This is a genomic window from Mesorhizobium koreense, from assembly GCF_031656215.1.
Lineage (GTDB): Bacteria > Pseudomonadota > Alphaproteobacteria > Rhizobiales > Rhizobiaceae > Mesorhizobium_L > Mesorhizobium_L koreense.
Genome location: NZ_CP134228.1, coordinates 3871908 through 3896655 on the forward strand (window position 1 = coordinate 3871908; position 24748 = coordinate 3896655).

Here is a 24748-nt window from a genome sequence, read left to right on the forward strand (position 1 = left end):
GATGCTGATCACCTGCCCTTATTGCGGACCGCGCGATCTTTCCGAATTCACCTACCAGGGCGACGCCAACCGGGTCCGTCCCGATCCGGCCTCGACCGACCAAGAGGTCTGGTACGACTATGTCTACCAGCGCGTGAACACGGTCGGCGACCATAAGGAATACTGGCAGCATTCGGGTGGCTGCCGCAGCCACCTCGTCGCGGTGCGCAGCACGCTGACCCACGCGATCTCCTCCGTCGGCTTCGCCCGCGAACACGAGGAGCGCAAATCGGCGGTCCGCCACAAGAGCGGAGGCAAGGCATGAGCCCGCGCCGCGCCGCGTCGGGCGGCCGCATCGACCGCGCCCGCACCATCCGCTTCACCTTCGACGGCCAGGCCTATACGGGGCACGCCGGCGACACGCTCGCCTCCGCGCTTCTGGCGAACGGGGTGACGCTTTTCGGGCGTTCGTTCAAATACCATCGTCCGCGCGGCGTCCTGACGGCTGGGATCGACGAGCCGAACGCGCTGGTCACGATCCTGAGCGGCGACGTCCGCGAGCCGAACATCCCGGCGACGATGGTCGAGATCTACGACGGTCTTTCCGCCGCCAGCCAGAACCGCTTCCCGAGCCTCGGCTTCGATATCGGCGCCGCCAACCAGTTCGGCGGCAAGCTGCTCTCCGCTGGCTTCTATTACAAGACCTTCATGGGTCCGGTCGTCGGCCCATTGAAGGGTACGCGCTTCTGGATGTTCTGCGAGCATTTCATCCGTCGCGCCGCCGGTCTCGGCAGTGCAGGCTACGCCGCCGACAATGCCCACTACGAGAAGATGAACGCCTTCTGCGACGTGCTCGTCGTCGGTGCCGGACCTGCCGGCTTGTCCGCAGCAAAGGCGGCAGCGGCGGCTGGTGGCCGTGTCATCCTTGCCGACCTCGACGCAACCCCCGGCGGGTCGGCCAAATGGTCGGGCGAAACTATCGACGGCAAGGACGCGGCCGAATGGGCCGAGGCGACGGCCACGGAACTCGCGGCGTTCCCCAACCTGCGCATCCTGCCGCGCACGACGGTGTGGGGCTATTACGACAATAATACACTCGCAGCCCTGGAGCGGGTCGCCGACCACAAGCTGACGCCGGGCAAGGGCGAGCCGCGCCACCGCCACTGGACGATTCGTGCCGGCACGGTGGTGCTGGCCACCGGCGCCTTCGAGCGGCCGCTGATCTTCCCGGGCAACGACAGGCCCGGCGTGATGCTCGCCTCCGCGGCGGAACGCTATGCCAACGAATTCGGCGTGCTGCCGGGCGACAATATCGGCATTTTCACCAACAATGACGGCGCCTACCGTGCCGCCGCTGCACTGAGGCAGGCAGGCACCTCGATCGCGGCAATCGTCGATGTCCGACCCGATGTCTCGACCGCCGCGCGGGACCTTGCCGCGCAGACCGGCGCAGAACTGCTCCTCGGCTATGCGGTCATCGAGGCAGAGGGCGGCAAGGCGCTTACCGGCATCAAGGTCCAGCGCTTCGACAACTCCACCGGCGCGCTGTCTGGCGAGCCGCGCACCATTGTCGCAGACTGTCTCGCCGTTTCGGGCGGCTGGTCACCGGTCGTGCATCTTGCAAGCCAGGCCGGCGGCAGGCCGGAATGGGATGCGGAGCGGCAGGCCTTCATGCCGCCTGCTCCGACGCAGAACTGGATCGGCGCCGGCGCCTTCACCGGCGCGGCCGATACCGAGACCGCCATCGCCGAAGGCCGCAAGGCCGGCGAGAAGGCGGCCGGAGCAAGGGCTTCGCGTGCACGACCGGTCAAGGTCTTCGCGCCGGCGCTCGATCCGCATCCCGCGCCCTATCGCGAAATCCGCGCGGACGGGAAAGCCTTCGTCGATTTCCAGCACGACGTGACGGCAGAGGACGTGCGACTGGCGCACCGCGAAGGCTTCGTCTCGGTCGAGCATCTGAAGCGCTATACGACGCTTGGCATGGCGACGGACCAGGGCAAGACCTCCAACGTTCCGGGCCTCGCCATCATGGCCGACGCGCGCGGCCTGTCCATCCCCGAGGTCGGCACGACCCGCTTCCGCCCACCCTTCGCGGCGGTCTCGCTCGGCGCGCTCGCCGGCGAGCGCTACGGGGAACTCAGGCCTGATCGGCTGACCCCGATGCACGACTGGCATGTGGCCCAAGGCGCGCGAATGTATGCCGCAGGCCTGTGGTTCCGGCCGCAGATCTACGGCCATCCGGGCGAAACGGTGGAACAGGCCTACGTGCGCGAGGCAAAGGCCGTGCGCGAGACCGTCGGCATCGTCGATGTTTCCACCCTCGGCAAGATCGCTGTTCAGGGCCCGGACGCCGCCGAGTTCCTCGACCGCGTCTACACCAACATGTTCTCCACGCTCGCCGTCGGCAAGGCGCGCTACGGGCTGATGCTGCGCGAGGACGGCATCGCCTATGACGACGGAACGACCTGGCGGCTGGGCGAGCAGGAATTCCTGATGACCACGACCACGGCCAATGCCGGCAAGGTCATGCAGCAGCTTGAATATTACCTCGACATCGTCTGGCCGGAACTGCGCGTCCATCTTACCTCCGTGTCCGACGAATGGGCGGGCGCTGCGATCGCGGGGCCGAAGGCCCGCGACGTGCTCGCCGCCTGCGTTACCGACACGAAGGTGGACAACGAAACGCTGCCCTTCATGGGCATCGTGCACGGCGAGATCGGTGGCGTGAAGGTGATGATCTGCCGGCTCTCCTTCTCCGGCGAGATGGCCTACGAGGTCTATTGCGGCGCGGGCTTCGGCACTCATGTCTGGAAAGCGCTGATGGAAGCCGGCAAGCCCTTCGGCATCGTGCCCTACGGCATGGAGGCGCTCGGCACGCTGCGCATAGAAAAGGGCCACGTCACCGGCTCCGAGATCGACGGCCGCACCACTGCCCGCGACCTCTATCTCGACTGGATGCTGTCGAAGAAAAAGCCCTTCGCCGGCTCCGCCGTCATGGATCGCGAGGGTCTGCTTTCGCCGTCTCGGCTGAAGCTTGTCGGCGTCGTCTCGCTCGAAGGCCGGGCGCTGAACGGCGGCGCCCATATCGTGACCGGCGGTTCGCTGGAGGAGCCCGGCGAGGATATCGGCCACATCACCGCCGTCTGCTATTCGCCGGCGCTCGGCAAATATATCGGGCTGGCGCTGGTCAAGGGCGGCAAGGAACGTATCGGCCAGCGCGCATGGTCCTGCGATCCCGTCCGCAAGCGCTTCGGCCCGATCGAGATCGTCAGCCACCATTTCTACGATCCCGAAGGGAGTCGCATGCATGGTTGAGCCGCTTTCTCCGCTGGCGCCGGTGTGGAAGCCGGGCTCGCACGGCAATTTCGCCGCCGGCGTCGGCGTCGTGCTTTCCGAGACGCAGCCGGGCTCGATCGTGGAAGCGGCCGCCTGGCACGGCGAGGAAAAGAAGCTGATCGCCGCTATCCGCAAGTCGACCGGGCTTTCCCTGCCTGACGGCGCGGGCGCAGGAACCTATGCCAACGGGAAAGGCGCGTTCGGCATCGCGCCGGGGCGCTTCCTCCTCGTCGATCAGGCTGATGATCTGGCGGTTCGATTGCGCGAGGCGATTGCGGCCGACATCGGCACGGTGACCGACTTGTCACACGGCCGCACCACGATCCGCATCGCCGGGCCGAAGGCCGAATGGGTCCTGTCGAAACTCTTCGCCATCGATTTCGCGCTGCCGGCCTTTCCGGTCGGCTCGGGCGTCGCGACCGTGCATCACGATATCTTCGCGCAGATCCAGCGCACCGACGAGGACAGCTTCGATCTCTATGTCTTCCGCTCCTTCGCCCGCTCCTTCTGGAAGATGCTCGGCCACAGCGCCGAGGAAGTCGGCTACGAGGTGCGCTGAAGCTCGGTCGAGAGCCTTTTCCGCCCTACCTAGGTGGCGCAAAGCCGTTTGAGGACGCAGCGTGGCGAGCCGTGGCCAGAAGGCTCCTGCCATTACCTGTCAGGAACCCTGCACTTCCGGCCCTTCCCCTTCCCCGCCGAACCGGCAGAATAGTGCGGAGAGGAATCGCCATTGCAGAAGAAACGCCTGGAGATTTCGAGCACGGAAGCCCGTCGCATCTGGCTTCATGCCCAGCGGCTTGACGAGGCAGACCCTTTCGGCTCCGGCCCGGAGGCGACAAGGCTGGCAGTCGAGCATCTGGGCTACGTCCAGATCGACACGATCAACGTCATCGAGCGCTCTCACCACCACATCCTTTATACACGCATCCCCCGATATCGGCGCGAGGACCTGCAGCGGGCGCAGAGCGTCGACAAAACCGTCTTCGAATACTGGACGCACGCCCTTTCCTACGTGCCGGCGCGCGATATCCGGCTCTATCTCGGCATGATGAAGCGGGGCGAGGCGAAGCCGAACCGCTGGTATCCGGGTATCACAGACAAGGACATTAGGAAGGTGATGCGGCTGATCCGCAAGGACGGGCCGATTACCATCCGCGACATCGACGATGACGTGCTGGTGGAGAAGGAGCATCTGTGGGCGAGCCGCAAGCCGTCGAAGCGGGCGCTGCAGCTTCTCTTCTATCGCGGGGTGCTGGCGATCACGGCGCGCGAGGGGATGCTGAAGACCTACGACCTGATGGAGCGGCATTTCGGCTGGGAGAAGCGCCCGCGCCCGGCGACGGAAAACCAGTTCGCCGAATACGTTCTCGACCGGGCGCTGAGGGCGCAAGGGATCGTCAGCCTGGAGTCAGCCTGCCACCTCGACGCCCCGAGGAAGCCGGCGGTGCGGAAGATCATCGAACGGCGCGTGCGCGGGAAGAAACTCGTGCCGGTCACGATCGAGGGCGCTGGGAGGGCCGAGCACTGGGCCATGCCCGATATGCTCGATGCGCCGCCGTCACCGGAAAACCCGCCCGTCCATATCCTTTCGCCCTTCGATCCGCTGGTGATCCAGAGGAAGCGGCTGGCGCTATTCTTCGGCTACGATCATAAGTTCGAGGCCTACGTGCCGAAGGAGAAACGCGTCTTCGGCTATTTTTCATTGCCGGTGCTGGCCGGGGACGAGATCGTCGCCGTGCTCGACCTCAAGACCGACCGCGGTGCGGGAAAGCTGCTCATCCAGCAATGGACGTGGGTCGGAAGTGGGTCGGCTGAACAGCACAAGCAGGCCATCGAGGAGGAACTGGAGCGGTTCGAGCGATTTCAGCTTGCGTGAGACATGAAAATTTTCGGGTAGAGGCCTTTCGCAAACGTGCTTGACCCGGCGTTTGTCTATTCCGGCACGTAGCGGCCCTCATCCAAGCTATCCAATAGCATCCCCGCGTCTCCTGCCTGTGGGTAAATTCTGTCGCCGATCAGTTTCTGCATGACCGCGCGTGCATCATCTGGGAATAGCGCCAACGTATGGATGGCTGCCTTCAACCTGACCTGTTCATTTGAGTGATCGTACAAGCTTGCGAGTGCCCGCCTCTGGTCGCCGGGCCGGCTGCGCAATTCGTTCGAAACGGCCATCATGGCGTCGAACGCCCGATTATAGCGACGCATGTTGAAATCGAGATCAGCTTTGTACTGCTCTAGACAATGCTGCTCGAAACTAGAGACTAGTTTGTTCACTGCCATTTCTGTCAATTTCATTTCAGTACCCCAAACTTTTTGAGCGTCTTCAACCCCAATTCATACCTATCCTGCCAAGGTTTTCCTCTAAGGTAATCACGTGGCGAGATCCCCCCGAACTCTTCGTTTGGCTTGCTATACCATCGATTAATATCCCAATGCTTGAACCTTGGAATACGCACCTTGTTTTCCGGCGACTCGATCCAGGTCTCCGGAAAACCGTCGCGGCTGGCTGGCTTTTGCTCGACGATGTGGTGGATGTCGTAGCCGGTTTTCGGTTCCTTCGCTGCCTCCTGCAGTTGTTCCAGCGTCTTCGGCTCGTCGAAATAGGCAAAAGCGTCGTTCGCAAGTTCATAAATACGCCACGCGGCCAACGCCGCCCGACCAAGAGGCGAGCGTCGAAGCACGAAACGCGCGATGGCGTAGCGGTCGCGGGGACGCAACGGCGGATGGTCGGTAATGTCCGGGACATCATCGTCGTTGATCTGTAAAATCCGGCTGGGCCGGTCGGATGACGCTGTACGGGAGGAGGAGTCAGACCCTCCACCATCGGTCCATTGTCCACCATCAGGATTGCCGGCAGGGACGCGCGGCTCGTCCGGCCGGAACCCCGCCTTGTAGAGCAACAGGTCGAAATGGGCTTTGCTTACAAGCAGCGAGGCAATTTTGATTTTGAGCGCTAGACGACTTTCGGTCGAAGATTGCAGGGCTTCCTCCCGCGTTTCATTTCAATCCGCGGAAGCGTAAGCGCAGTCGTGAGGGCGTGAATAAATTCCTATCAAAAACTCTGACGAACGAGTCGTTACGCGCGAGAAACGCCTGATGGCGGCCATTGCCGCAGCGTAGCCCAGCGGCTAACCCTCTCTCTTCGGAAGGATCGCTACGGATGCCATTCGAGGAACGACGCGCCTTTGCTTCGCCGACCGGTGCGGTGCTAAACCTTCTTGTGAAGAAGGTGGCCGAACCGGCTCGCGCTGTCGTGCAAATCAACCATGGGCTGGCCGAGCACGCCGCGCGTTATGCGCGCTTCGCCGATCATCTCGCCGCATCTGGCTTCCAAGTCTATGCGCACGACCATCGCGGCCATGGAGGGACGACGGCGCTGGATGCGCCGTCAGGCATATTCGCGCGCGAGAGCGGCGCCGAAAAAGTTATCGCCGACGTGCTTGCCATCCATGATCTTATTGCCAGGGAGCATCCCGGCCTGCCGGTGATCGTCTTCGGTCATTCGATGGGCGGGCTGATCGCGCTCAACTTCGTCCAGCGTCACAGCCAGCGGATTGCGGGCGCAGCCATTTGGAATGCCAATTTCTCCGCCGGGCCGGCGGAGCGGCTGGCAAGGCTCCTGCTTCTCTGGGAACGCTTCCGCCTTGGCTCCGACGTTCCGTCCCGCCTGTTGCCCAAGCTCACCTTCCAAGCGTGGGCCCGGCAGATACCCGACCGCTGTACGGGATTCGACTGGCTATCGCGCGACAGGGCGGAAGTAGATGCTTACATCGCCGATCCGCTTTGCGGTTGGGATGCATCGGTGTCCATGTGGCGGGATATATTCGATCTCATCTTCCACGGCTCCGACGACCGCAACCTCGCCGATGTCAGGAAAGATTTGCCTTTTCATCTGGTCGGCGGGGATAAAGATCCCGCGACGGCTGGCGGCAAGGCTGTCCGTAACCTTGAAGCCCGCCTTCGTCGGCTGGGTTTTTCCGGCGTGACCACGAGAATCTATCCGGACACGCGCCACGAATCCCTGAACGAAATGAACCGCGAGACGGTGGTGGCCGATTTTGTGGAATGGGCGAACATGGCAGCCTGTCACTGAACTGCTGGCCCATCGGATGGGCAGTTCGGGCCGTTTACATTCGCGCTTTTGGAAGGCAAGGAAGAAGTTGAGCAATCCTTCCCGGTCCGAGCCCTCCCATGCCCCCTCCTCCGCTTTCCGGCATCCGTGTCATCGAACTTGCCCGCATCCTCGCCGGCCCGTGGGCCGGGCAGTTGCTGGCCGATCTCGGCGCCGATGTCATCAAGATAGAGAACCCCAAGGCCGGAGACGACACGCGAAGCTGGGGACCGCCCTTCGTAAAGGGCAAGGGCGGCGAAAACCTTTCCGCCGCCTATTATCATTCCGCCAATCGCGGCAAGCGCTCGGTCGCGCTCGATTTCTCCGAGCCAGAAGGCGCTGAAACGGTGAAGAAGCTGATCGCCACAGCCGACGTGGTGATCGAGAATTTCAAAGTCGGCGGCCTGAAGAAATACGGCCTCGACTACGAGAGCGTGAAGGCGCTCAACCCACGCCTCGTCTATTGCTCGATCACCGGCTTCGGCCAGACGGGACCCTATGCGCCGCGAGCCGGCTACGATTTCATCATCCAGGGGATCGGCGGGCTCATGTCGATCACCGGCGAGCCCGGCCGCGAGCCGCAGAAGGTGGGCGTCGCGGTCTCCGACATCTTCACCGGGCTTTATTCGGTCATAGCCATCCAGGCTGCGCTCCGCCACGCCGAGAAGACCGGCGAGGGCCAATATATCGACATGGCGCTGCTCGACACACAATGCTCCATCCTCGGCAACCAGAACCTCAACTATCTTGTCTCCGGCAAGGCGCCAGTGCAGATGGGCAATGCCCATATGAACATCGCGCCCTATGAAGTGCTGCCGGTGAAGGACGGGCACATCATCCTCGCGGTCGGCAATGACGGTCAGTTCCAGCGCTTCTGCGGTGCGCTGGGCATTCCCGAACTTGCGGAAGACCCCGATTTCGCCACCAACCCCGCGCGTGTCGCGAACCGCGCACGCCTGCGCGAAAGGCTCCTCGCCGAACTCGCGGATCGCGAAAAGGCACCGCTGCTTGCCGCGCTCGAAAAGGCGACGGTTCCGGCGAGCCCCATCAACAATATCGCCGAGATGTTCGAGGATCCGCAGATCGTCGCGCGCGGAATGCGCATGGACCTCGCAGATGCGGACGGCAATGTCCTGCCTTCGGTGCGTGCGCCCATGCTGATGTCGCAAACGCCCCTTTCCTATGAACGGCCCTCGCCCCGCCTCGGCGAGCACACGGAAGAAATCCTGCGGGAACTGGACGGGAGAAAGCCATGAAGACCGGCGGCCAGTTGATCGTCGAGGCGCTGGAGGCGAACGGCGTCGATCGCCTCTATTGCGTGCCGGGCGAAAGCTATCTCGCGGTGCTCGACGCGCTGCACGATTCGAAAATCCGCACCATCGTCTGCCGTCAGGAAGGCGGGGCAGCAATGATGGCCGATACCTATGGCCGCCTGACCGGCCGGCCCGGCATCTGCTTCGTCACGCGCGGGCCCGGCGCCACCAACGCATCCGCCGGTATCCACATCGCAAGGCAGGATTCCATTCCCATGATCCTGTTCATTGGCCAAATCGCTCGAAAAGCGCGCGACCGCGAGGCCTTCCAGGAAGTCGACTACCGCGCCTTCTATGGCAGCGTGGCCAAATGGGTGACCGAGATCGACGATCCGGCACGCATTCCCGAACTCGTCACCCGCGCCTTCGCGATCGCCACCTCCGGCCGGCCGGGGCCGGTCGTGATCGCGCTGCCGGAAGACGTGTTGACCGAGGAAGCAGAAACGCCCGCGGCCCAGGCCTGGACGCCGGTCGAGACCGTGCCGGGCAAAGCCCAGATGGCTGCCCTTGAAGAACTGCTCGGCAGCGCGAAAAAGCCGTTCGCCATCCTCGGTGGCACGCGCTGGAACGAGCAGGCCGTCGCTGATTTCACACGCGCGGCGGAGAACTGGGCGCTACCGGTCGGTTGCTCCTTCCGCCGTCAGATGCTGTTCGACCATTTGCACCCGAACTATGCCGGCGATGTCGGCATCGGGCTCAACCCGAAACTTGCCCAGCACATCAAGGAAAGCGACGTCGTGCTTTTGGTCGGCGGGCGGTTCGGTGAAATGCCTTCCTCCGACTATACGCTTCTGAAGAGCCCCTATCCCGACCAGAAGCTCGTTCATATCCATCCGGACACGAACGAGCTCGGCCGCGTCTATCGCCCGACGCTTGCCATCAATGCGTCCCCAATCGCGTTCGCGGCGGCATTCGCCGCCCGCAAGCCGAAGGCCACACCCGCATGGGCGGCCGACACCGCTGCGATGCATCAAAGCTATCTCCAATGGTCGACGCCGCCCGAGACAGGTCCCGGACCGGTCCTGATGGGGCCGATCATGAAATATCTGGAGAACGTACTGCCGGAAGATGCGATCATCACCAACGGCGCCGGCAACTACGCCACATGGATCCACCGTTTCCACCGCTTCCGCCGCTTCGGCACGCAGGCGGCGCCAACTTCCGGCTCGATGGGCTTCGGCACGCCCGCCGCCGTCGCCGCGAAACAGCTTTATCCTGAAAGACTGGTCGTCGCCTTCGCCGGCGACGGCTGTTTCCTGATGAACGGGCAGGAATTCGCCACTGCGGTCCAATACGACGTGCCGATCATCGTCATCGTCGTCAACAATGGCATCTACGGCACGATCCGCATGCATCAGGAACGCGAGTATCCCGGCCGCCTGTCTGGCACGAGCCTCAACAATCCGGATTTTGCTGCGCTCGCCGGCGCCTATGGTGGGCATGGCGAAACGGTCGCGAAGACGGAGGATTTCGCGCCCGCCTTCGAGCGAGCGCGCAATTCCGGCAAGCCGGCCATCATCGAAATCCGGCTCGATCCGGAGGCGATAACGCCAACCCGGACGCTGACGGACATTCGCGAGAAGCGCTGAAGCGGAGCCGGGCCATTACGTCCGGTTCCACAATCCTCCCAGGTCGATCCTAGTAGTATCGACAGACGGTTCGCCAGCCGTAGTGCGTCCAGCGCCGCACGCAGCGCTTGACATGGCGCACGGGATACCTCGGAGCCACGTTTGGCCTGCAACGGCCATATGCGCCGCGATGGAAGCCCGCGCCACAACCGCCCGCGACAAGAACCAGGGGTAAATCGCCACCGACGGACGCCGCAGCGGTTGAGGCCTGTGCGACGGGCGCCATTACGCCTGCACTGGCCACGCCCGGTACCGCTAACATGAGCGAGAACGCGGCCGTCAGACAGAGAATCGAGCTACGCATGAGACACTCCTTTCAGTTGGTATGTACGGACACATCTCCGTAGCTCACCGATGTTTCTGCCGTTTTTCCGGATTGTGGCGGGGAATCTTTTTTAGGAGGCAACTTCCCACGAGCACGGCCGGCGGCGAAAGGACAGACTGGCCGTCGATGCGCCTGTGGCGTTGCCTTTCTCAGAATGCTATGAGGCGCCGGAACTTACTGCGCGGTCTCCATGAGCCTACCCGACAACCCGAAAATCTCGGTCGTGATCCCCTGCCGGAACGAGGAGGCCAACCTTGCCTTCCTGCTGGATGAGGTCGAGCAGGCGCTTCGTGGGCGTCCGTTCGAGATCATCGTCGTCGACGACGGCTCGTCCGATGGAACGCGCCGCATGGTGGCGGAACGGATGCGGATGGTCGGCTCGCCTGTGAGGCTGGTCGCGCATGATCGTTCGGCGGGCCAGTCCGCTGCCGTCCGGTCCGGCGTCCTTGCCGCAAGCGGGGAGATCGTCGCGACCATGGACGGCGACGGGCAAAACGATCCGGTCTATATCCCGAATCTCGTCGACGCACTTCTTGCCGCCGGACCGGATACCGGCATCGTCGCCGGCCAGCGCCTGAAGCGCACAGATACGAGGCTGAAGCGGCTTTCCTCGCGCTTTGCCAACAGGCTGCGCGAATCAGTGCTGCACGACGGTACGCGCGATTCCGGCTGCGGGCTGAAGGCGCTGCCGACCGCGCTCTTCAGGCAATTGCCTTTTTTCGACGGTTGGCATCGCTATCTGCCGGCGTTGGTCGTGCGCGAGGGTTTCGCCGTCGTCCATATCGACGTGGTCGACCGCCAGCGGCGTCATGGAAAATCGAATTACGGCATCATCGACCGGGGATTGCGCGGGGCCCTGGACCTTATCGGCGTCTGGTGGCTGCGCCGGCGCCGCAAGGTGGTGCCCCAAGTTACCGAGGTGCAGAAATGACCACCACCTTCGTCCATCTCGTAGACTGGTTTCAAAAGGTTTTCATCGACCAGTTCAACGGCTGGATCCTTCTCGGCTTTATCGCACAGGCCTTCTTCACCATGCGCTTTCTGGTGCAATGGATCGCGTCCGAACGGGCCAAGCGCTCGGTAGTGCCGATCGCCTTCTGGTTCTTCTCGCTCGGCGGCGGCGCGCTTCTGTTCGTCTACGCGATCAAGCGGCAGGATCCGGTCTTCATCGCCGGCCAGGGGCTCGGCCTGGTCATCTACATCCGCAATCTGTGGCTGATCGCGAACGAGAAGCGTGCGTCGATGAACAGGGTGGATTGATCGGCGGCCGGCATCACCCGGCCCCAAGCCTACTTGCCATGCTTTTCGAGCCACGCCTTCATGCCGGCGATCTCGCGTTCCTGCGCTGTGATGATCTCCTGTGCAAGCTTTCGCAGTTCCGGGTCCTTGCCGTATCGAAGCTCGACCTTGGCCATGTCGATCGCGCCTTGGTGATGCGGGATCATGCCGCGTACGAAATCGACGTCGGCGTTCCCCGAATAGTCGATCATCATGCCCTTGTGCATCTTGTCCATCGCCGTCTCGAAAGCCTTGTCGGAAGGCGAATGGCCCATCTTCATGTTCCCCATCTGGTGCGACGAGGAATGGTCCATCTTCATGTCGTGCGTCTTCTCGGCACCGGACGCCGCCGCCGCTAACGAAAGCAGCCCGATCGCGGCCAGCATAATCGTCCATCTCATGATAATTTCGCTCCTGTCTGCCCTGCCGGCCCGATTTCCGAAAGCTAGGGCTTCCAGTTACAGGAAGGTCAAGAGCAGGAAGGTCAGGCCGCGTCGAAATCAAGTACCAGCTTGCCGCTCAGCGGCCGCGTCTGGCAGGCGAGCGTGAAACCGGCCTCAATCTCCCAGGGCTGCAGCGAGAAGTTCACCGCCATCTCGGTCTGCCCCTCCACGACCCGGCAGCGGCAGGTGCAGCACATACCGCCGGCGCAGGAATAGGGGAGCTCGATGCCGGCCGCATGCGCCGCGTCGAGCACGGTCTGCTCGGGATTGGTGACGGGGAACGTCCGCCGCACGCCGTCGAGCACCACCTCGACCGGCACGCCTTTCGCCACCGCCGCCTCGACCTCTCGCGAGACCTTCCGTGGCCGTGGAGCCTCACCGGACGGGGTGAAGCGCTCGAAGCGGATTCGGTCTTCCTCGACGCCGATCGCGCGCAACGTCTTTGCCACGTCGTCGATCATAGCGCCCGGCCCGCACAAGAAGACGCCGTCCGCACCCGCCGGGTCGATCAGCCCGCGTTCGGCGAGAAGCCCGATGCGCGCCCCGTCAATGCGGCCGTTAAGGATGTCTACATCCTGCGCTTCGCGCGACAGGAGATGAATAAGTGTGAAGCGGCCGAGATAGCGGTCCTTCAGATCCTCCAGTTCCTCCAGGAACATGATCGTGTCGGTTGAGCGGTTGCCGTAGATGAGCGTGACCGCGCTGTCCGGCTCATGGCCGAGCACGGTGCGCGCGATCGACAGCATCGGCGTGATGCCGGACCCGGCAGCGATCAGGAGATAGTCATGCCGCCCGCCGATCAACGCCGTGAAGCGGCCTTCCGGCGTCATAACGCGCACCGACTGGCCGACGGCAAGGCGCTCGTTGACGAAGCGCGAGAAGCGGCCGTCCGCGACCTTCTTCACGCCGACCCTCAGATGCGGATCGCCCGGCATGGAACAGATGGAATAAGAACGGCGGGCCTCCTCGCCCTCGATCTCAGCGGCGAGCGTCAGATACTGACCCGGCCGGAAAGCGAATTCCTCGGCAAGTTCCGGCGGCACGGAAAAGCCGATCGCCACCGCATCCGGCGTGTCGCGGACGATCTCGGCGACGGTCAGTTCATGGAAGCGCGCTGCCATTCGCGGGGTCCTATATGCACTTGAAATAGTCGAATGGTTCACGGCAGGCATTGCAGCGATAGAGCGCCTTGCAGGCGGTCGAGCCGAACTCGGAAACCTTCGCCGTATCGCTCGAGCCGCATTTCGGGCAGGCGACCTGCACTTCGCCGAAGAGCGCGCGGATTGAATTCGATGCCTTCTCGGGTGGCGCGATGCCGAAGGCGCGCAGTTTCTCCCGCCCCTCTGCCGTGATCCAGTCCGTCGTCCAGGCTGGCGAAATGACGCGTTCGACGCGCGCGTCGAAACCGGCCTCGCGCAACGCCGCCTCCACCGAAAGCTCGATCGCCAGTACCGCCGGACAGCCGGAATAGGTGGGCGTCACCTTCGCCACGGCGACATCGCCGTTGAGTTCCACGGAGCGCAGAATGCCGAGATCGGCGATCGTCACGCAGGGGACCTCCGGATCGACGACGGAAGCGGCGGCTTCATATGCTTTCCTGGCAAGCCTGCGTTCTTTCGCACCCCCCTCTGCCCTGCCGGGCATCTCCCCCTCAAGGGGGGAGATCAGGCGGTCATCGAGGGTCGCGCTAATCGCCAAAGTTGCAGAATGCGGGCTGGCCTTGCGGCCGACGTAATCTCCCCCCTTGAGGGGGAGATGCCCGGCAGGGCAGAGGGGGGTGCTGTCCCGCCTCTCCTCTCCGTATGAAGCCAAATGATTCACCACACCGCTCCCGGATAGGTGCGCTGCATGTATTGCAGCTCGGCAAGCAGGTAGCCCATCGCTTCGCCGTGACGGCCCCGGCGGCCACCGCTCTGCACCCACGGCGCGGCGGGAACTTCAAGCCCCGCCTCGGCGAAGACCGCGCCGATCGTACGGTCGAATTCCGGCCGGAGCGACGCAGGATCGGGCGCGACGCCGGCCTCGGTCATCGCCTCCGTCACCTCATCCGTCTCGAACAGCTCGCCGACATAGGGCGCCAGTTCTTCCGCCGCCGCCTTCATACGCCGAGCGCTTTCCTCAGTGCCGTCGCCGAGGCGCACCACCCACTCGCCGGCATGGCGGATATGGTAGGCGGCTTCCTTGACTGCCTTGGCCGCGATACCGGCAAGCGTCTCATCGTTGGAGGTCGTCATCGCGCGCCACATCGGTTCCATGAAGGCGGCGAAATAGATCTGGCGCAGCATCGTGCGCGCGAAATCGCCATTCGGCCGCTCGGCGAGCAGGCAATTCCGGTATTCGCGCTCGCGCCTCAGATAGGCGAAATCGTCCTCCGTGCGGCCTTCGCCTTCCACCTCGGCGGCATAGGCGTAGAGCGCCCTCGCCTGCCCGATCAAATCGAGCGCCATGTTCGGCATGGCGAGGTCTTCTTCCAGCATCGGCGCATGGCCGCACCATTCCGAGAGCCGGTGGCCGAGGACCAGATGATCGTCGGCGAGGCGCAGCAGGAATTCGAGGAATTTTTCCCTATCCAGCACGGCCATCACATATGCCCCACTTCGTCGGGGATGTCGTAGAAGGTTGGATGCCGGTAGATTTTCGAGGCTGCCGGCTCAAAATTCTCTTCCTTCTGCAACGGGTCGGAAGCAGTGATCGAAGCGGACGGAACGACCCAGATCGAGGTGCCCTCGCCACGCCTCGTGTAAACGTCGCGCGCCGCTTGCAGCGCCATCACGGCATCGGCGGCATGCACGGAGCCGCAATGCTTGTGGGCCAACCCATTGCGGGGGCGGATGAAGACTTCCCAAAGAGGGATCTGGTTCTTCGCCATCGTCATCACTCCGCCGCCATCCTCGTTGCCGCTTCGCGCGCCCGGCGTTTTTCGGCATGGGCAAGGGCGGCCTCACGCACCCAGGCGCCTTCCTCCCAGGCCTTGCGGCGCTCGGCGATGCGCTCGCGGTTCATTGGGCCGCCACCCTTCACCACGCGCCAGAACTCGTCCCAGTCGATCGGGCCGAAATCATAGTGGCTGCTCTCATCGTTCCATTTCAGGTCAGGATCGGGCATTTTGAGCCCGATGAAGTCGGCCTGCGGCACGGTGGCGTCGACGAATTGCTGGCGCAGCTCGTCATTGCTGAAGCGCTTGATCTTCCATTTGGTCGATTGGTCGCCGTGCTGGCTGTCGGAATCGGATGGCCCGAACATCATCAGCGACGGCCACCACCAGCGGGAGAGCGCATCCTGCGCCATGTCCTTCTGCTCCGCCGTGCCGCGTGCGAGTGTCATCATGATCTCGTAGCCCTGACGCTGATGGAAGCTCTCTTCCTTGCAGACCCGGATCATGGCGCGCGCATAGGGTCCGTAGGAGCAGCGGCAGAGCGGGATCTGGTTCATGATCGCCGCGCCGTCGACCAGCCAGCCGATGGCGCCTATGTCCGCCCAGGTCAGTGTCGGATAATTGAAGATGGAGGAGTATTTCGCCTTGCCGGCAAGCAGTTCCTCGGTCATCTCCTCGCGGGAAACGCCCAGCGTCTCCGCGGCCGAATAGAGATAAAGGCCGTGCCCGCCTTCGTCCTGCACCTTGGCAAGCAGCGCGGCCTTGCGGCGAAGCGATGGCGCCCGAGTAATCCAGTTGCCCTCCGGCAGCATGCCGACTATCTCCGAATGCGCGTGCTGGCCGATCTGGCGGATCAGCGTGCGGCGATAGCCTTCCGGCATCGGGTCGTTGGGCTCGATCTTCTCGTCGGCATCGATACGCGCCTGGAAAGCGGCCAGGAAGGCTTCATCCTCGTCCGTTTCGGTTTTGGCGCCGATCAGGCCTTGGCTGTACATCGCATCTCCTCCATGCTGACCGATACGCAATATGTAACATAAATATCTGATAATTGCAAATTTTCGTAACATATTATCGAGGGGAAAGATGAGCGAATTCGGCCCCAAATTTGGCATCGACCAGGCCAATAATCTGCTGCAGCGCATTTTCGCGCCATGGATCGTCGATCTCGGACTACAGGCGACGGGCTTCGATGAACATGGCGGAACGTTCCTCCTGCCGGCCAATCCGAGGCTCGTCCATGTCGGTGGCGTCGTCTGTGGGCAGGCGACGGCTTCCGCCGCGGATACGGTCTCTGTGGTGACGCTCGCGGCGATGAACGGCCGCTTCCGCATCTGCACGACCGTCGATCTCACCACCCATTTCATCCGGCCGCTGCCGCCCGGCGACGTCGAGATACGTGCCAACGTGATTTCCAACGGCAAGCGCATGGCCTTCGTCCGCGTCGAGCAGCGGGCAAAAGGCGATACGCGCGTCGCGGTCTCGGCGACGATGGCGTTTGCCTATATGGAGGAATGAGAGGGGATGGAGCGCCTTACCCCTACCCTTTCAAAGCCGTCCGCCCAGCCCGAAACGCCCGGCAAATTCGTCCGGGTGCACAAGTGGCGGCATGCCGGCTTGGGTGAGCCAGACTTCGCTCGGTTCGGCCAGCCGTCGATAGATGTCGCGCGCGAGCGAGCGCGCCTGCTCGCCGGGCCAGTCCTTCGGCAGCAACGCCAGCGGCAGGCCGGGATCGCGCAGCACGATACGCCGCCAGTCGTGGATGAGAAGCGTACGCGCCGCGATCGCATCGAGCGGCCGAAAAACTCCTCCCCGTTTCAACGCGCCGGACAGCGGCCGATAGACCTCGATGAACGCACCGTACGCCGTCGCGACCTCCTCGCTTGGCCACAGCATGCGCATGGCCTCGGGATGCTCGGCGCTACTGCCATGGATGACCAGCATGCCGGCGAGTTCCCCGGCGATGACCGGAATGTTGCCCGGCCTGAGGTAGACACTACCCTCGACGGGCAGGAAACCAGCCTCTTCCATCCTCCCGCGCAGGTCGCCGCCGTCGCTCGCCGGCGGTGCGACGGCGACCGTCCAGGTGCCATCCCAGTCCGGCGGTACGGCGGCATAGATGCGCCGCGTAGCAAGGTCGAATGCATGCCGCCCCTCCTCCGCCAACCGGTAGAAGCTGTTGCGGCCGTCACGTTCGCGCGTCACCCAATGATCGGCGGCGAGCCTGGACATCGCGGTCCGCAGCGCACCTGCCTCGATGCGCAAGCGCCCCATGATGTCCTGCAATGCCTGGAGCGCCACGCGCCCACCGCGCGGCACAACGGCGTCGCCGAATACGGTGATGACGAGCGACCAGACGCGCGGGCGGCCACGTTCGTGCAGCCGAGTTATCAGCCGGTCGAGCGCCGCCTCGGCGGGTCTGGATGGAGCGTCCATAAGGCCAGATGGCACGGCAGGCACGTCCTCCGCAAGCACCGACCGAAACCGGACAAGGCAGCCTATGCCGGCCTGATCCGAGCGAAAACATCCGTCACCGGCACAGGTGGGATCACATTGAACGCTTCCCGAAGGATCCCGTCGAGATCTTCGGCGCTTTCGACGTTGCGTCCCTCGATGACCCTGCCACCGCTTTCCTCGACAACGTAGCGACGATTGACAAGCTTGTAGCGCCGGCCGTCGGCAACTTTCTCCATGATCAGATTTTCAAGGAAGATGGAGCGCGGATGGGTCGAACTGTACCAGTTGGCCATCTCGTAGTCCGAGTTTTCCTGCGGTGTCAGGTCGAATAGATACGCCGTCCGCCAGCCGCCGGGCTGTTGCGCATCGAGCGAAAACAGCCCGCCGTTCTCGCGCAGGAGATAGATTCCGGCTCCGGTGCGTTGTTCAACGCCGGTCTCGAGCCTGAGCGGCCGATCGAGCAGGCAACCTCCAAAGCCGACATCGGCGAGCCACAGTCCTTCGGCGAGTTCGACCTTGAGCAGCATATGCGTGCGCGGCCCGAGCGGCGCTTCGGGCCCCGACATCCAGCGCACCCGCCCCGCCAAGGCCGCGACCTTGAAGCCGATCGCTTCCAGCGCCGCCCGAAAAAGCGTGTTCTGTTCGTAGCAATAGCCGCCGCGCCGGCCCTCGATCATCTTTTCATGGATCGACGGAAGGTCGATCGAGACACGACGACCAAGGAACGGGTCGAGCGTTTCGAATGGGATCGTAGCCACATGGGCAGCGTGGAGCGTGGAAAGTGTCGTGAAATCCGGCGCCGTCTTTCCCTCGAAGCCGATCCGCGCCAGATAGTCGTTCAGCCGGAAACCTTCGGTCATTCGCTGCCCCGTCGCCATGATTGCGGCCGGATATCCAAATCACTCCTTCAAGCCAAGCCCTTTACCCCGTTTATCAGCATCTTCGTGGCCAGCGCGGCATACTCCGAGCGGCTTATCGCTCCTCCTTCGCGAAACCACATATAGAACCAGTTCAGCATGCCGAAGAGACTCATGGTCACCGGCTTCAACAGGCGATCATTCTCGAAAACACACGGCTCGACGGCACGGATCGCTTCAGCAAAAATGGCCACCAGCCGCCGTTCCAATGCCTTCAATTCCCCCTGCTCCGCTTGGGGCAACAGAGTGAGCGCGTTGATCTGCACCTTGTGCTCGGCATCGGCGTCGCGATAGGCGTCCAGCAACGCCGACACCAGACGGACCAATCGATCTTCGGGTTCAAGGCTGAGATTGTCGGCCGCTTCGACCACATCAACCAGCGCCTGCAAATGGTCGGAAAGGATGCCGAAAAGCAATGCCTCCTTGGAGGCGTAGTAGTGATAGAGCAGCGCCTTGGAGACGCCGCATTCGGCCGCCAGCCCGGCCATGGAAGCGCGGTCATACCCATCGCGCGCGAAGACGATCGCGGCACGGTGCAGGATCGCCTCACGTTTGTCGTCATAGTCCCTGGCGCGGGTGCGGGGCATCAGGCCTTCGGCCGCTTGTCCACGATCCGGACCGCCTTGCCCTGGCTGCGCGCGACACTTTCCGGGGGCAACACATCGACGCGCACATTGATTCCGACGACGGCCTTGATGCGCTCGCGCAGCGCATTCGACGCGGTGATACGATGCTCCTCGGCTATATCGGCTGCAGCGACCTCGACATGGACGATCATCTCGTCCATGCGCCCCTCGCGGGTAAGCTCGATCTGGAAATGCGGCGCCAGCCCGTCGATCGTCAGGATCTGCTCCTCGATCTGCGTCGGGAAGACGTTGACGCCGCGCAGGATCATCATGTCGTCGGAACGGCCGGTGATCTTCTCCATGCGCCGCATGGAGCGAGCGGTGCCGGGCAGAAGCCTTGTCAGGTCGCGCGTTCGATAGCGGACGATCGGGAAGGCTTCCTTGGTGAGCGAGGTGAAGACGAGTTCGCCCTTCTCACCGTCCGCGACCGGCTCGCCGGTCTCCGGGTTTATGATTTCAGGATAGAAATGGTCCTCCCAGACATGCAGGCCGTCCTTGGTCTCCACGCATTCATTGGCGACGCCCGGCCCGATCACCTCCGACAGGCCATAGATGTCGACGGCATGCATGTCGAACGCCTCCTCGATCTCGGCACGCATGGCGTTGGTCCATGGCTCCGCTCCGAAGATGCCGACCTCGAGCGGGCTCTTTCTCGGGTCGAGCCCCTGCGCACGATATTCGTCGAGGATAGAAAGCATATAGGACGGCGTCACCATGATGGTGGTCGCCTTGAAATCCTCGATCAGCGTCACCTGCCGCGTCGTCATGCCGCCCGACGCCGGGACCACGGTGCAGCCGAGCCTCTCGGCACCGTAATGCGCGCCGAGGCCACCGGTGAAGAGGCCATAGCCATAGGCGACGTGGACGACATCGCCCGGCCGCGTTCCCGATGCCCTGAGCGAGCGGGCCATGCAATCGGCCCAGACATGCAGGTCGTTTTCGGTGTAGCCGACGACGGTCGGCTTGCCGGTCGTACCGGAAGAGGCGTGGATGCGCAGCACCTTCTCGCGCGGCACCGCGAACATGCCGAACGGGTAATTGTCGCGGAGATCCTGCTTCGCCGTGAAGGGGAAGTTCCGAAGGTCAGAAAGCTGCTTCAAATCGTAGGGATGCACGCCCTTCGCGTCGAACGCCTTCTTGTAGTGCGGCACATTCTCATAGGCATGCTTCAGCGACCATTTAAGCCTGAGGAGTTGCAGCGCTTCGATCTCGTCGCGCGAGGCGATCTCGATCGGATCGAGATCCTCTTTCCTCGGGGTCAAATCCTTCATCTCATACCTCCCTCGCCCCGACACAGGTGCCTAACGGCTAAAGCTGTTCGCCGTCGAAATGTTTGCCTTCGATCGTCCGCGACATGCCGCGAAATTCGGCGATAAGCACGCCTTCCTGGTTCGTCACCTTCACGTCGTAGATGCCGGAGCGGCCGTAGCGGGCGACTTCCCGGCAGATTGCCGTCAGCCTGTCGCCCAGTTTCCCGGGCGCGACGAAAGTGATGGAATTGTGTTGGGCGACGACCAGACGGTTGTAGGAATTGCAGGCAAAGGCGAAGGCGGAATCCGCAAGCGTGAAGATGTAGCCGCCATGGCAGATATCGTGGCCGTTGGTGTGATGCTTCTCGACCGTCATCGAGCCTGTCGCCGTGCCTGGCCCAACCGTTTCGAGCGTCATGCCGAGCCATTTAGAGGCGCTGTCACGCGCCCACATGGCTTCCGCGCTCCGTTCCGCCACCTGCTGAGCCGACAGCGCCATCACTCCTCCCAAACGTAACTTCCTCGAAGCCTTGCATAGCCCGACCGTGCGGTCAATAATACTTCCGCGGCAGCAATACGGGGAGACCAGCCGCGCAGGATGGAGCGATCATTGGCCGACAGGAGCCTTGCCGAAGATTTCGAGCTGACCGCTCTGCCGGAAGGTTTCGCCGAGGATCCGTTTCCAGTCTATCGTGCACTCCTCGAATACGCGCCGCTGAAGCATTTCGCCGACGGTTCGGTGATGCTGTCCCGCTTCGCCGATCTCGATCACGTCTATCGCGACACCAAGGTTTTCTCCTCAGACAAGAAAGTCGAGTTCCTGCCGAAATTCGGCCCGAGCCCGCTTTACGAGCATCATACGACGAGCCTCGTCTTCAACGACCCGCCGCTGCACACGCGCGTGCGCAAGATCATGGTCGGCGCCATGACGCCGAAGGCGATCGCCGCCATGGAGCCGGATCTCGTCGCGCTGGTCGATCGATTGCTGGACGGTCTCGCGGACAAAGGCGAGGCCGACCTGATCGAGGATTTCGCCTCGGCGATCCCTGTCGAGGTGATCGGCAATCTTTTCGACATTCCGCATGAGGAGCGCGGGCCGCTGCGCGACTGGTCGCTGGCGGTGCTCGGCGCCCTCGAGCCGGTGCTTTTGCCTGAGCAGAAAGAGCGCGGCAACCGCGCCGTCACCGATTTCAAGGCGTTCCTGAAGAAACTTGCAGACGCGCGGCGGAAAAAGCCCGGCGATCCGGCGACCGACGTATTGACCCGCCTGATAAATGGTAACGAGGGCGAGCAACTGAGCGATGAGGAATTGCTGCAGAACTGCATCTTCATCCTGAACGCCGGCCACGAGACGACGACGAACCTGATCGGTAACGCGCTTTACGAACTGCTCCAATGGCCTGACGAGCGGCAACGCCTGCTGGCCGATCCCGATCTCATCCAGACGGCGGTGGATGAATTCCTGCGCTTCCAGAGCCCGAACCAACTCGGCAATCGCCGCACCGTCGAACCGGTGGAATTCCATGGCGAGACGCTGCCGGCTGGCACCCGCATCCATCTCGCCATCGGCGCGGCCAACCGCGACCCATGCCAGTTTCCCGAACCCGATCGGCTCGACCTGTCGCGCAAGCCCAACAAGCACCTCGCCTTTGCCGGCGGTCCGCATCTGTGCGTCGGCTTTTCGCTTGCCAAGATGGAAGGCCGTATCGCCGTCTCGCGCTTTCTGAAACGCTTTCCGGGTTACAAGCTGAACGGCGAAGCGCGGCGAACGGGGCGCGTACGGTTCAGAGGCTTCTCAAAGTTTCCGGCAAGAATCGGATGAGGGCATTGCGGAGCAGTCCTAATAGGCTGTAGCAGCGCTCAACCGTCCTTCGTGAATTCGATATTGGCTGTCAATTCGTTCGCCGCCCTGAGCGCGGCTCCAGTCGCCACCGCCATCTGCGGCAGGAGCATCCATTCGAGTGTCCACGTAGTGCCGGAACGCTCGTTTTCATGCACCAGCGCCTGATGCATGCCTGAGACGAGCGTCGCATTGAAGCGCGCCAGCGAGACCAGCACCTCTGCGCCGACGGGATTGACCTTATGCGGCATTGCGGATGAGCCGCCACCGGACTTCAACCGTATCTCGCCGATTTCGCTTTGCGCAGCAAGCGCGATGTCGGCGCCCATCTTGCCAAGGCTGCCGGTGACCAGCGACAGCCAGCCGGCAAGCTCCGCCTGCCCATCGCGCTCGGAGTGACGGGCGCGCGGAACGAGACCGAGACCGAGGCGTTTCGCCATCCGCGCCGCTACTTGCTCGCCGGCCGAACCGAGCTTGTCGAGCGTACCGGCCGCCCCACCGAAGGTCAGTACGGCGATTCCCTCGCGCACCGCGGACAGCCTTGCGCGATGGCGAAGAAGCGGCTCACGCCAGCTCAATATCTTGCGCGAGGCCGGCACCTCAATGGCCGCCTGCATGCGCGTATGGGCCATGACCGGGACGGCGCCATCGCGCATGTCGAGTTCGCCGAGACGTTCGATGAGCGCCTCGATACGATCCTGCAAGATATCGAGCACCTTGCCGATCCTGAGCGCGAAGCCCGTATCTACCACGTCCTGGCTTGTCGCGCCGAAATGCACATACTCCGCATGCGGCTTCCCGACAGCAGCGCGCAATTGTCGGACAAGTTCCGGCACGACAACCCCGTCGCGCGCGGTTGCTTCGCAGAGCTTTCCGATATCCGGCGCGAAGCCTGCGATAGCTTCAGCGACAGCCTTTCCGGCGGCCTCCGCGATAACACGTTTCTCCGCCTCGGCCGCAGCAAGAGCCGCTTCGAAATCGAGCAGCGCCTTCAACTCGGCCCCGGCCGAGAAAAAAGCTCCCACTTCCTCGTCGCCGAGCAGGCCGGACAGGAAAGGATGATCGAAGGCGGAAACCGTCATCGTACAACCGACGTTTAAATTTCGACTCATCTCTCTAGTGCCGTCCTTCGAGGCCCGCTTCGCGGGCGCCTCAGGATGAGGAAGATCGGCGTTCCCCTCCCTCATCCTGAGGTGCGAGCAAAGCGAGCCTCGAAGGACGCAATATTATAGCCACAGGCTAAATATCGAAGAAGATCGTCTCTCCGTCCCCCTGCAGACGGATATCGAACGTGTAGGTATCGCCATCGCGCGGTGCAATCAGGGTCGGCACGCGCACACGATGCTCGATACGCGAAAGGATCGGGTCGGCCTCATTCGCTTCCTTCTCGTCACCGAAATACATGCGTGTCTGCAGGCCAAGATTGATGCCGCGCGCGACGATCCAGAAAGTGACGTGAGGCGCCATCGGTCGCCCGTCGCGGAACGGCACCTTGCCAGGCTTGATCGTGTGGAAAACATACTCGCCGGTCTGCATGTCGGTCGGGCTACGGCCCCAACCGGTGAAATTCGGGTCGGCCGCGCCGCGCATCTCCGAAGGGCTGTTGTAGAGCCCGTCCGCATCCGCCTGCCAGATTTCGAGAAGCGCATCGCGTAGCAGCGAACCGGAACCGTCGATCACATTGCCACGGATGGTGATGCGCTCGCCCCGGGTCTTGTCGTTGACCATGGTGCTGCCGAGATCTTCTGGGAAGACACCGGTGATGCCCGAGAAATTCGGCACACAGCCTATATGGACGTAGGGACCGGCCGTCTGAGACGGCGTTTCCCTGAGACGGTTGAGAGATTGAATCATCACGAATTCCCTTATCGGTAAATGTCACTGCGGTGACCAATCCGCACTACAAGGACGATCAGCCGCGCATCATGGATCTCGCAGACAATACGATAGTCTCCGACCCTGTAGCGCCATAGCCTGTCTTTGGAACCGACAAGCGCGGCTCCCAAGCTTCTCGGATTTTCCATGGCTGCGATTCGACCGTCCATATAGTCGACAATCCGACTCGCAACTTGCCGGTCCAGCTTCCGCAATTCCCGCTTGGCGGAGGTCAGGTAGTCAATTGTCCAAGCCAAGCTCTTTTCTCACCTCGGCAGAGGAATGGATTTGTTCCTCTCCCTTTCTCAATCGCTCCAGCGCTGCCTCGGCAAGATAATAGTCTTCGACGTCTTCCAATCCGCGCTCGATGAGCTCTCGAAGGTAATAAGCTTTTGTTCGGCCTGTCTTTGCCGCCAATTGCTCGAGACGCCGCTCGATCTCAGGATTCAGACGAATGGACGTAGGCATTCACGAGCTCCGCGATATGGCATCCGATAC

The 24748-nt window shown here is 62.9% G+C and carries 29 protein-coding genes; 11 read left to right on the forward strand and 18 right to left on the reverse strand.

All coding sequences use genetic code 11. The features are described from left to right. The first annotated feature begins 1 nt into the window (after window position 1). The 4 genes from RBH77_RS18490 to RBH77_RS18505 all read left to right on the forward strand — a co-directional run bounded on the left by RBH77_RS18490 (window position 2) and on the right by RBH77_RS18505 (window position 5191). On the forward strand, window positions 2–304 hold the full coding sequence (locus RBH77_RS18490; RefSeq protein ID WP_311029041.1) for a sarcosine oxidase subunit delta: 303 nt from the start codon (window positions 2–4) through the stop codon (window positions 302–304). Beyond that, entirely contained in the window at window positions 301–3294 is a 2994-nt protein-coding gene (locus RBH77_RS18495) for a sarcosine oxidase subunit alpha family protein (RefSeq protein ID WP_311029042.1), read from the forward strand. The genes RBH77_RS18490 and RBH77_RS18495 overlap by 4 nt, the downstream gene beginning before the upstream one ends. After that, window positions 3287–3874: a sarcosine oxidase subunit gamma gene (locus tag RBH77_RS18500; RefSeq protein WP_311029043.1), complete on the forward strand. Its 588-nt coding sequence runs from the start codon at window positions 3287–3289 to the stop codon at window positions 3872–3874. Before RBH77_RS18495 ends, RBH77_RS18500 begins: the two co-directional genes overlap by 8 nt. 171 nt (window positions 3875–4045) lie before the next feature. Continuing rightward, on the forward strand, window positions 4046–5191 hold the full coding sequence (locus RBH77_RS18505; protein ID WP_311029044.1) for a winged helix-turn-helix domain-containing protein: 1146 nt from the start codon (window positions 4046–4048) through the stop codon (window positions 5189–5191). Between the two features lie 56 nt (window positions 5192–5247). Here RBH77_RS18505 and RBH77_RS18510 read toward each other — a convergent pair whose 3' ends face one another. Beyond that, window positions 5248–5610 (reverse strand): DUF2019 domain-containing protein, encoded by a 363-nt coding sequence (locus tag RBH77_RS18510; protein WP_311029046.1) that lies wholly within the window; start codon window positions 5608–5610, stop codon window positions 5248–5250. Next, the gene (locus RBH77_RS18515) at window positions 5607–6215 is read right to left on the reverse strand and encodes a hypothetical protein (protein WP_311029047.1); all 609 of its coding nucleotides are present in this window, start codon (window positions 6213–6215) and stop codon (window positions 5607–5609) included. Before RBH77_RS18515 ends, RBH77_RS18510 begins: the two co-directional genes overlap by 4 nt. A gap of 260 nt (window positions 6216–6475) precedes the next feature. Between RBH77_RS18515 and RBH77_RS18520 the strand changes: the two genes are divergently transcribed. The 3 genes from RBH77_RS18520 (at window position 6476) to RBH77_RS18530 (ending at window position 10328) form a co-directional block, all read left to right on the forward strand. After that, window positions 6476–7408 carry an alpha/beta fold hydrolase gene (locus RBH77_RS18520; protein ID WP_311029048.1) on the forward strand — a complete coding sequence of 311 codons (933 nt, stop codon included), beginning with the start codon at window positions 6476–6478 and terminating at the stop codon, window positions 7406–7408. Window positions 7409–7506: 98 nt separating this feature from the next. Next, window positions 7507–8682: a CaiB/BaiF CoA transferase family protein gene (locus RBH77_RS18525; protein ID WP_311029049.1), complete on the forward strand. Its 1176-nt coding sequence runs from the start codon at window positions 7507–7509 to the stop codon at window positions 8680–8682. After that, the gene (locus RBH77_RS18530) at window positions 8679–10328 is read left to right on the forward strand and encodes a thiamine pyrophosphate-binding protein (protein ID WP_311029050.1); all 1650 of its coding nucleotides are present in this window, start codon (window positions 8679–8681) and stop codon (window positions 10326–10328) included. Before RBH77_RS18525 ends, RBH77_RS18530 begins: the two co-directional genes overlap by 4 nt. Window positions 10329–10377: 49 nt before the next feature. Here the strand turns inward: RBH77_RS18530 and RBH77_RS24020 are convergent, their stop codons facing one another. Then, window positions 10378–10671, reverse strand: coding sequence for a GCG_CRPN prefix-to-repeats domain-containing protein (locus RBH77_RS24020; RefSeq protein WP_371832801.1), 294 nt, complete (start codon window positions 10669–10671; stop codon window positions 10378–10380). A gap of 211 nt (window positions 10672–10882) precedes the next feature. Between RBH77_RS24020 and RBH77_RS18535 the strand changes: the two genes are divergently transcribed. Beyond that, window positions 10883–11623 (forward strand): glycosyltransferase family 2 protein, encoded by a 741-nt coding sequence (locus RBH77_RS18535; protein WP_311029051.1) that lies wholly within the window; start codon window positions 10883–10885, stop codon window positions 11621–11623. Next, window positions 11620–11952 (forward strand): lipid-A-disaccharide synthase N-terminal domain-containing protein, encoded by a 333-nt coding sequence (locus tag RBH77_RS18540; RefSeq protein WP_311029052.1) that lies wholly within the window; start codon window positions 11620–11622, stop codon window positions 11950–11952. Before RBH77_RS18535 ends, RBH77_RS18540 begins: the two co-directional genes overlap by 4 nt. A gap of 29 nt (window positions 11953–11981) precedes the next feature. Here RBH77_RS18540 and copM read toward each other — a convergent pair whose 3' ends face one another. The 6 genes from copM to paaA all read right to left on the reverse strand — a co-directional run bounded on the left by copM (window position 11982) and on the right by paaA (window position 16283). Further along, window positions 11982–12371 (reverse strand): CopM family metallochaperone, encoded by a 390-nt coding sequence (gene copM, locus RBH77_RS18545; protein WP_371832802.1) that lies wholly within the window; start codon window positions 12369–12371, stop codon window positions 11982–11984. A gap of 83 nt (window positions 12372–12454) precedes the next feature. Then, complete coding sequence (gene paaE, locus RBH77_RS18550) at window positions 12455–13534, reverse strand: 1,2-phenylacetyl-CoA epoxidase subunit PaaE (RefSeq protein ID WP_311029053.1); 1080 nt, start codon at window positions 13532–13534, stop codon at window positions 12455–12457. A 10-nt stretch (window positions 13535–13544) separates the two neighbouring features. Continuing rightward, window positions 13545–14057: a 1,2-phenylacetyl-CoA epoxidase subunit PaaD gene (paaD, locus tag RBH77_RS18555; RefSeq protein ID WP_311029054.1), complete on the reverse strand. Its 513-nt coding sequence runs from the start codon at window positions 14055–14057 to the stop codon at window positions 13545–13547. Window positions 14058–14230: 173 nt separating this feature from the next. Then, window positions 14231–14995 (reverse strand): 1,2-phenylacetyl-CoA epoxidase subunit PaaC, encoded by a 765-nt coding sequence (paaC, locus tag RBH77_RS18560; protein WP_311029055.1) that lies wholly within the window; start codon window positions 14993–14995, stop codon window positions 14231–14233. Continuing rightward, complete coding sequence (gene paaB / locus RBH77_RS18565) at window positions 14995–15282, reverse strand: 1,2-phenylacetyl-CoA epoxidase subunit PaaB (RefSeq protein ID WP_311029056.1); 288 nt, start codon at window positions 15280–15282, stop codon at window positions 14995–14997. Before paaB ends, paaC begins: the two co-directional genes overlap by 1 nt. A 5-nt stretch (window positions 15283–15287) precedes the next feature. Next, window positions 15288–16283: a 1,2-phenylacetyl-CoA epoxidase subunit PaaA gene (paaA, locus tag RBH77_RS18570; protein ID WP_311029057.1), complete on the reverse strand. Its 996-nt coding sequence runs from the start codon at window positions 16281–16283 to the stop codon at window positions 15288–15290. Window positions 16284–16371: 88 nt separating this feature from the next. Between paaA and RBH77_RS18575 the strand changes: the two genes are divergently transcribed. Next, entirely contained in the window at window positions 16372–16803 is a 432-nt protein-coding gene (locus RBH77_RS18575; RefSeq protein WP_311029058.1) for a PaaI family thioesterase, read from the forward strand. Between the two features lie 30 nt (window positions 16804–16833). Here the strand turns inward: RBH77_RS18575 and RBH77_RS18580 are convergent, their stop codons facing one another. Genes RBH77_RS18580 through paaI form a run of 5 tightly spaced genes read right to left on the reverse strand, consistent with a single transcriptional unit; the run spans window position 16834 to window position 21034 of the window. Continuing rightward, window positions 16834–17736: a PaaX family transcriptional regulator gene (locus RBH77_RS18580; RefSeq protein WP_311029059.1), complete on the reverse strand. Its 903-nt coding sequence runs from the start codon at window positions 17734–17736 to the stop codon at window positions 16834–16836. A gap of 47 nt (window positions 17737–17783) precedes the next feature. Beyond that, window positions 17784–18602 (reverse strand): arylamine N-acetyltransferase family protein, encoded by an 819-nt coding sequence (locus tag RBH77_RS18585; protein ID WP_311029060.1) that lies wholly within the window; start codon window positions 18600–18602, stop codon window positions 17784–17786. Window positions 18603–18649: 47 nt separating this feature from the next. Further along, complete coding sequence (locus tag RBH77_RS18590) at window positions 18650–19246, reverse strand: TetR/AcrR family transcriptional regulator (RefSeq protein WP_311029061.1); 597 nt, start codon at window positions 19244–19246, stop codon at window positions 18650–18652. Beyond that, the gene (gene paaK, locus RBH77_RS18595; protein ID WP_311029062.1) at window positions 19246–20556 is read right to left on the reverse strand and encodes a phenylacetate--CoA ligase PaaK; all 1311 of its coding nucleotides are present in this window, start codon (window positions 20554–20556) and stop codon (window positions 19246–19248) included. The genes RBH77_RS18590 and paaK overlap by 1 nt, the downstream gene beginning before the upstream one ends. Window positions 20557–20593: 37 nt before the next feature. After that, complete coding sequence (gene paaI / locus RBH77_RS18600) at window positions 20594–21034, reverse strand: hydroxyphenylacetyl-CoA thioesterase PaaI (protein WP_311029063.1); 441 nt, start codon at window positions 21032–21034, stop codon at window positions 20594–20596. 99 nt (window positions 21035–21133) lie between these two features. Between paaI and RBH77_RS18605 the strand changes: the two genes are divergently transcribed. Then, window positions 21134–22357 carry a cytochrome P450 gene (locus RBH77_RS18605; RefSeq protein WP_311029064.1) on the forward strand — a complete coding sequence of 408 codons (1224 nt, stop codon included), beginning with the start codon at window positions 21134–21136 and terminating at the stop codon, window positions 22355–22357. Between the two features lie 38 nt (window positions 22358–22395). Here the strand turns inward: RBH77_RS18605 and RBH77_RS18610 are convergent, their stop codons facing one another. From RBH77_RS18610 to relB, 4 genes are all read right to left on the reverse strand, one after another. Then, complete coding sequence (locus tag RBH77_RS18610) at window positions 22396–23457, reverse strand: 3-carboxy-cis,cis-muconate cycloisomerase (protein ID WP_311029065.1); 1062 nt, start codon at window positions 23455–23457, stop codon at window positions 22396–22398. Between the two features lie 157 nt (window positions 23458–23614). Beyond that, window positions 23615–24229 carry a protocatechuate 3,4-dioxygenase subunit alpha gene (gene pcaG, locus RBH77_RS18615; RefSeq protein WP_311029066.1) on the reverse strand — a complete coding sequence of 205 codons (615 nt, stop codon included), beginning with the start codon at window positions 24227–24229 and terminating at the stop codon, window positions 23615–23617. Between the two features lie 11 nt (window positions 24230–24240). Next, entirely contained in the window at window positions 24241–24507 is a 267-nt protein-coding gene (locus tag RBH77_RS18620) for a type II toxin-antitoxin system RelE family toxin (RefSeq protein ID WP_311029067.1), read from the reverse strand. Beyond that, on the reverse strand, window positions 24491–24718 hold the full coding sequence (relB, locus tag RBH77_RS18625; protein WP_311029068.1) for a type II toxin-antitoxin system RelB family antitoxin: 228 nt from the start codon (window positions 24716–24718) through the stop codon (window positions 24491–24493). The genes RBH77_RS18620 and relB overlap by 17 nt, the downstream gene beginning before the upstream one ends. Window positions 24719–24748: the final 30 nt, after the last annotated feature.

Bases quoted from the DNA above. Each gene is read 5' to 3' on its own strand.
- RBH77_RS18535 (WP_311029051.1), top strand. From the start codon at position 10,883: ATGAGCCTACCCGACAACCCGAAAATCTCGGTCGTGATCCCCTGCCGG.
- paaI (WP_311029063.1), bottom strand. From the start codon at position 21,034: ATGGCGCTGTCGGCTCAGCAGGTGGCGGAACGGAGCGCGGAAGCCATG.
- RBH77_RS18540 (WP_311029052.1), top strand. From the start codon at position 11,620: ATGACCACCACCTTCGTCCATCTCGTAGACTGGTTTCAAAAGGTTTTC.
- paaA (WP_311029057.1), bottom strand. From the start codon at position 16,283: ATGTACAGCCAAGGCCTGATCGGCGCCAAAACCGAAACGGACGAGGAT.
- RBH77_RS18510 (WP_311029046.1), bottom strand. From the start codon at position 5,610: ATGAAATTGACAGAAATGGCAGTGAACAAACTAGTCTCTAGTTTCGAG.
- RBH77_RS18525 (WP_311029049.1), top strand. From the start codon at position 7,507: ATGCCCCCTCCTCCGCTTTCCGGCATCCGTGTCATCGAACTTGCCCGC.
- RBH77_RS18530 (WP_311029050.1), top strand. From the start codon at position 8,679: ATGAAGACCGGCGGCCAGTTGATCGTCGAGGCGCTGGAGGCGAACGGC.
- paaD (WP_311029054.1), bottom strand. From the start codon at position 14,057: ATGCCCGGCAGGGCAGAGGGGGGTGCGAAAGAACGCAGGCTTGCCAGG.
- RBH77_RS18495 (WP_311029042.1), top strand. From the start codon at position 301: ATGAGCCCGCGCCGCGCCGCGTCGGGCGGCCGCATCGACCGCGCCCGC.
- paaC (WP_311029055.1), bottom strand. From the start codon at position 14,995: ATGGCCGTGCTGGATAGGGAAAAATTCCTCGAATTCCTGCTGCGCCTC.
- paaK (WP_311029062.1), bottom strand. From the start codon at position 20,556: ATGAAGGATTTGACCCCGAGGAAAGAGGATCTCGATCCGATCGAGATC.
- RBH77_RS18585 (WP_311029060.1), bottom strand. From the start codon at position 18,602: ATGACCGAAGGTTTCCGGCTGAACGACTATCTGGCGCGGATCGGCTTC.
- RBH77_RS18500 (WP_311029043.1), top strand. From the start codon at position 3,287: ATGGTTGAGCCGCTTTCTCCGCTGGCGCCGGTGTGGAAGCCGGGCTCG.
- paaB (WP_311029056.1), bottom strand. From the start codon at position 15,282: ATGGCGAAGAACCAGATCCCTCTTTGGGAAGTCTTCATCCGCCCCCGC.
- RBH77_RS18605 (WP_311029064.1), top strand. From the start codon at position 21,134: ATGGAGCGATCATTGGCCGACAGGAGCCTTGCCGAAGATTTCGAGCTG.
- RBH77_RS18590 (WP_311029061.1), bottom strand. From the start codon at position 19,246: ATGCCCCGCACCCGCGCCAGGGACTATGACGACAAACGTGAGGCGATC.
- paaE (WP_311029053.1), bottom strand. From the start codon at position 13,534: ATGGCAGCGCGCTTCCATGAACTGACCGTCGCCGAGATCGTCCGCGAC.
- RBH77_RS18490 (WP_311029041.1), top strand. From the start codon at position 2: ATGCTGATCACCTGCCCTTATTGCGGACCGCGCGATCTTTCCGAATTC.
- relB (WP_311029068.1), bottom strand. From the start codon at position 24,718: ATGCCTACGTCCATTCGTCTGAATCCTGAGATCGAGCGGCGTCTCGAG.
- RBH77_RS18610 (WP_311029065.1), bottom strand. From the start codon at position 23,457: ATGACGGTTTCCGCCTTCGATCATCCTTTCCTGTCCGGCCTGCTCGGC.
- RBH77_RS24020 (WP_371832801.1), bottom strand. From the start codon at position 10,671: ATGCGTAGCTCGATTCTCTGTCTGACGGCCGCGTTCTCGCTCATGTTA.
- RBH77_RS18575 (WP_311029058.1), top strand. From the start codon at position 16,372: ATGAGCGAATTCGGCCCCAAATTTGGCATCGACCAGGCCAATAATCTG.
- RBH77_RS18520 (WP_311029048.1), top strand. From the start codon at position 6,476: ATGCCATTCGAGGAACGACGCGCCTTTGCTTCGCCGACCGGTGCGGTG.
- copM (WP_371832802.1), bottom strand. From the start codon at position 12,371: ATGAGATGGACGATTATGCTGGCCGCGATCGGGCTGCTTTCGTTAGCG.
- pcaG (WP_311029066.1), bottom strand. From the start codon at position 24,229: ATGATTCAATCTCTCAACCGTCTCAGGGAAACGCCGTCTCAGACGGCC.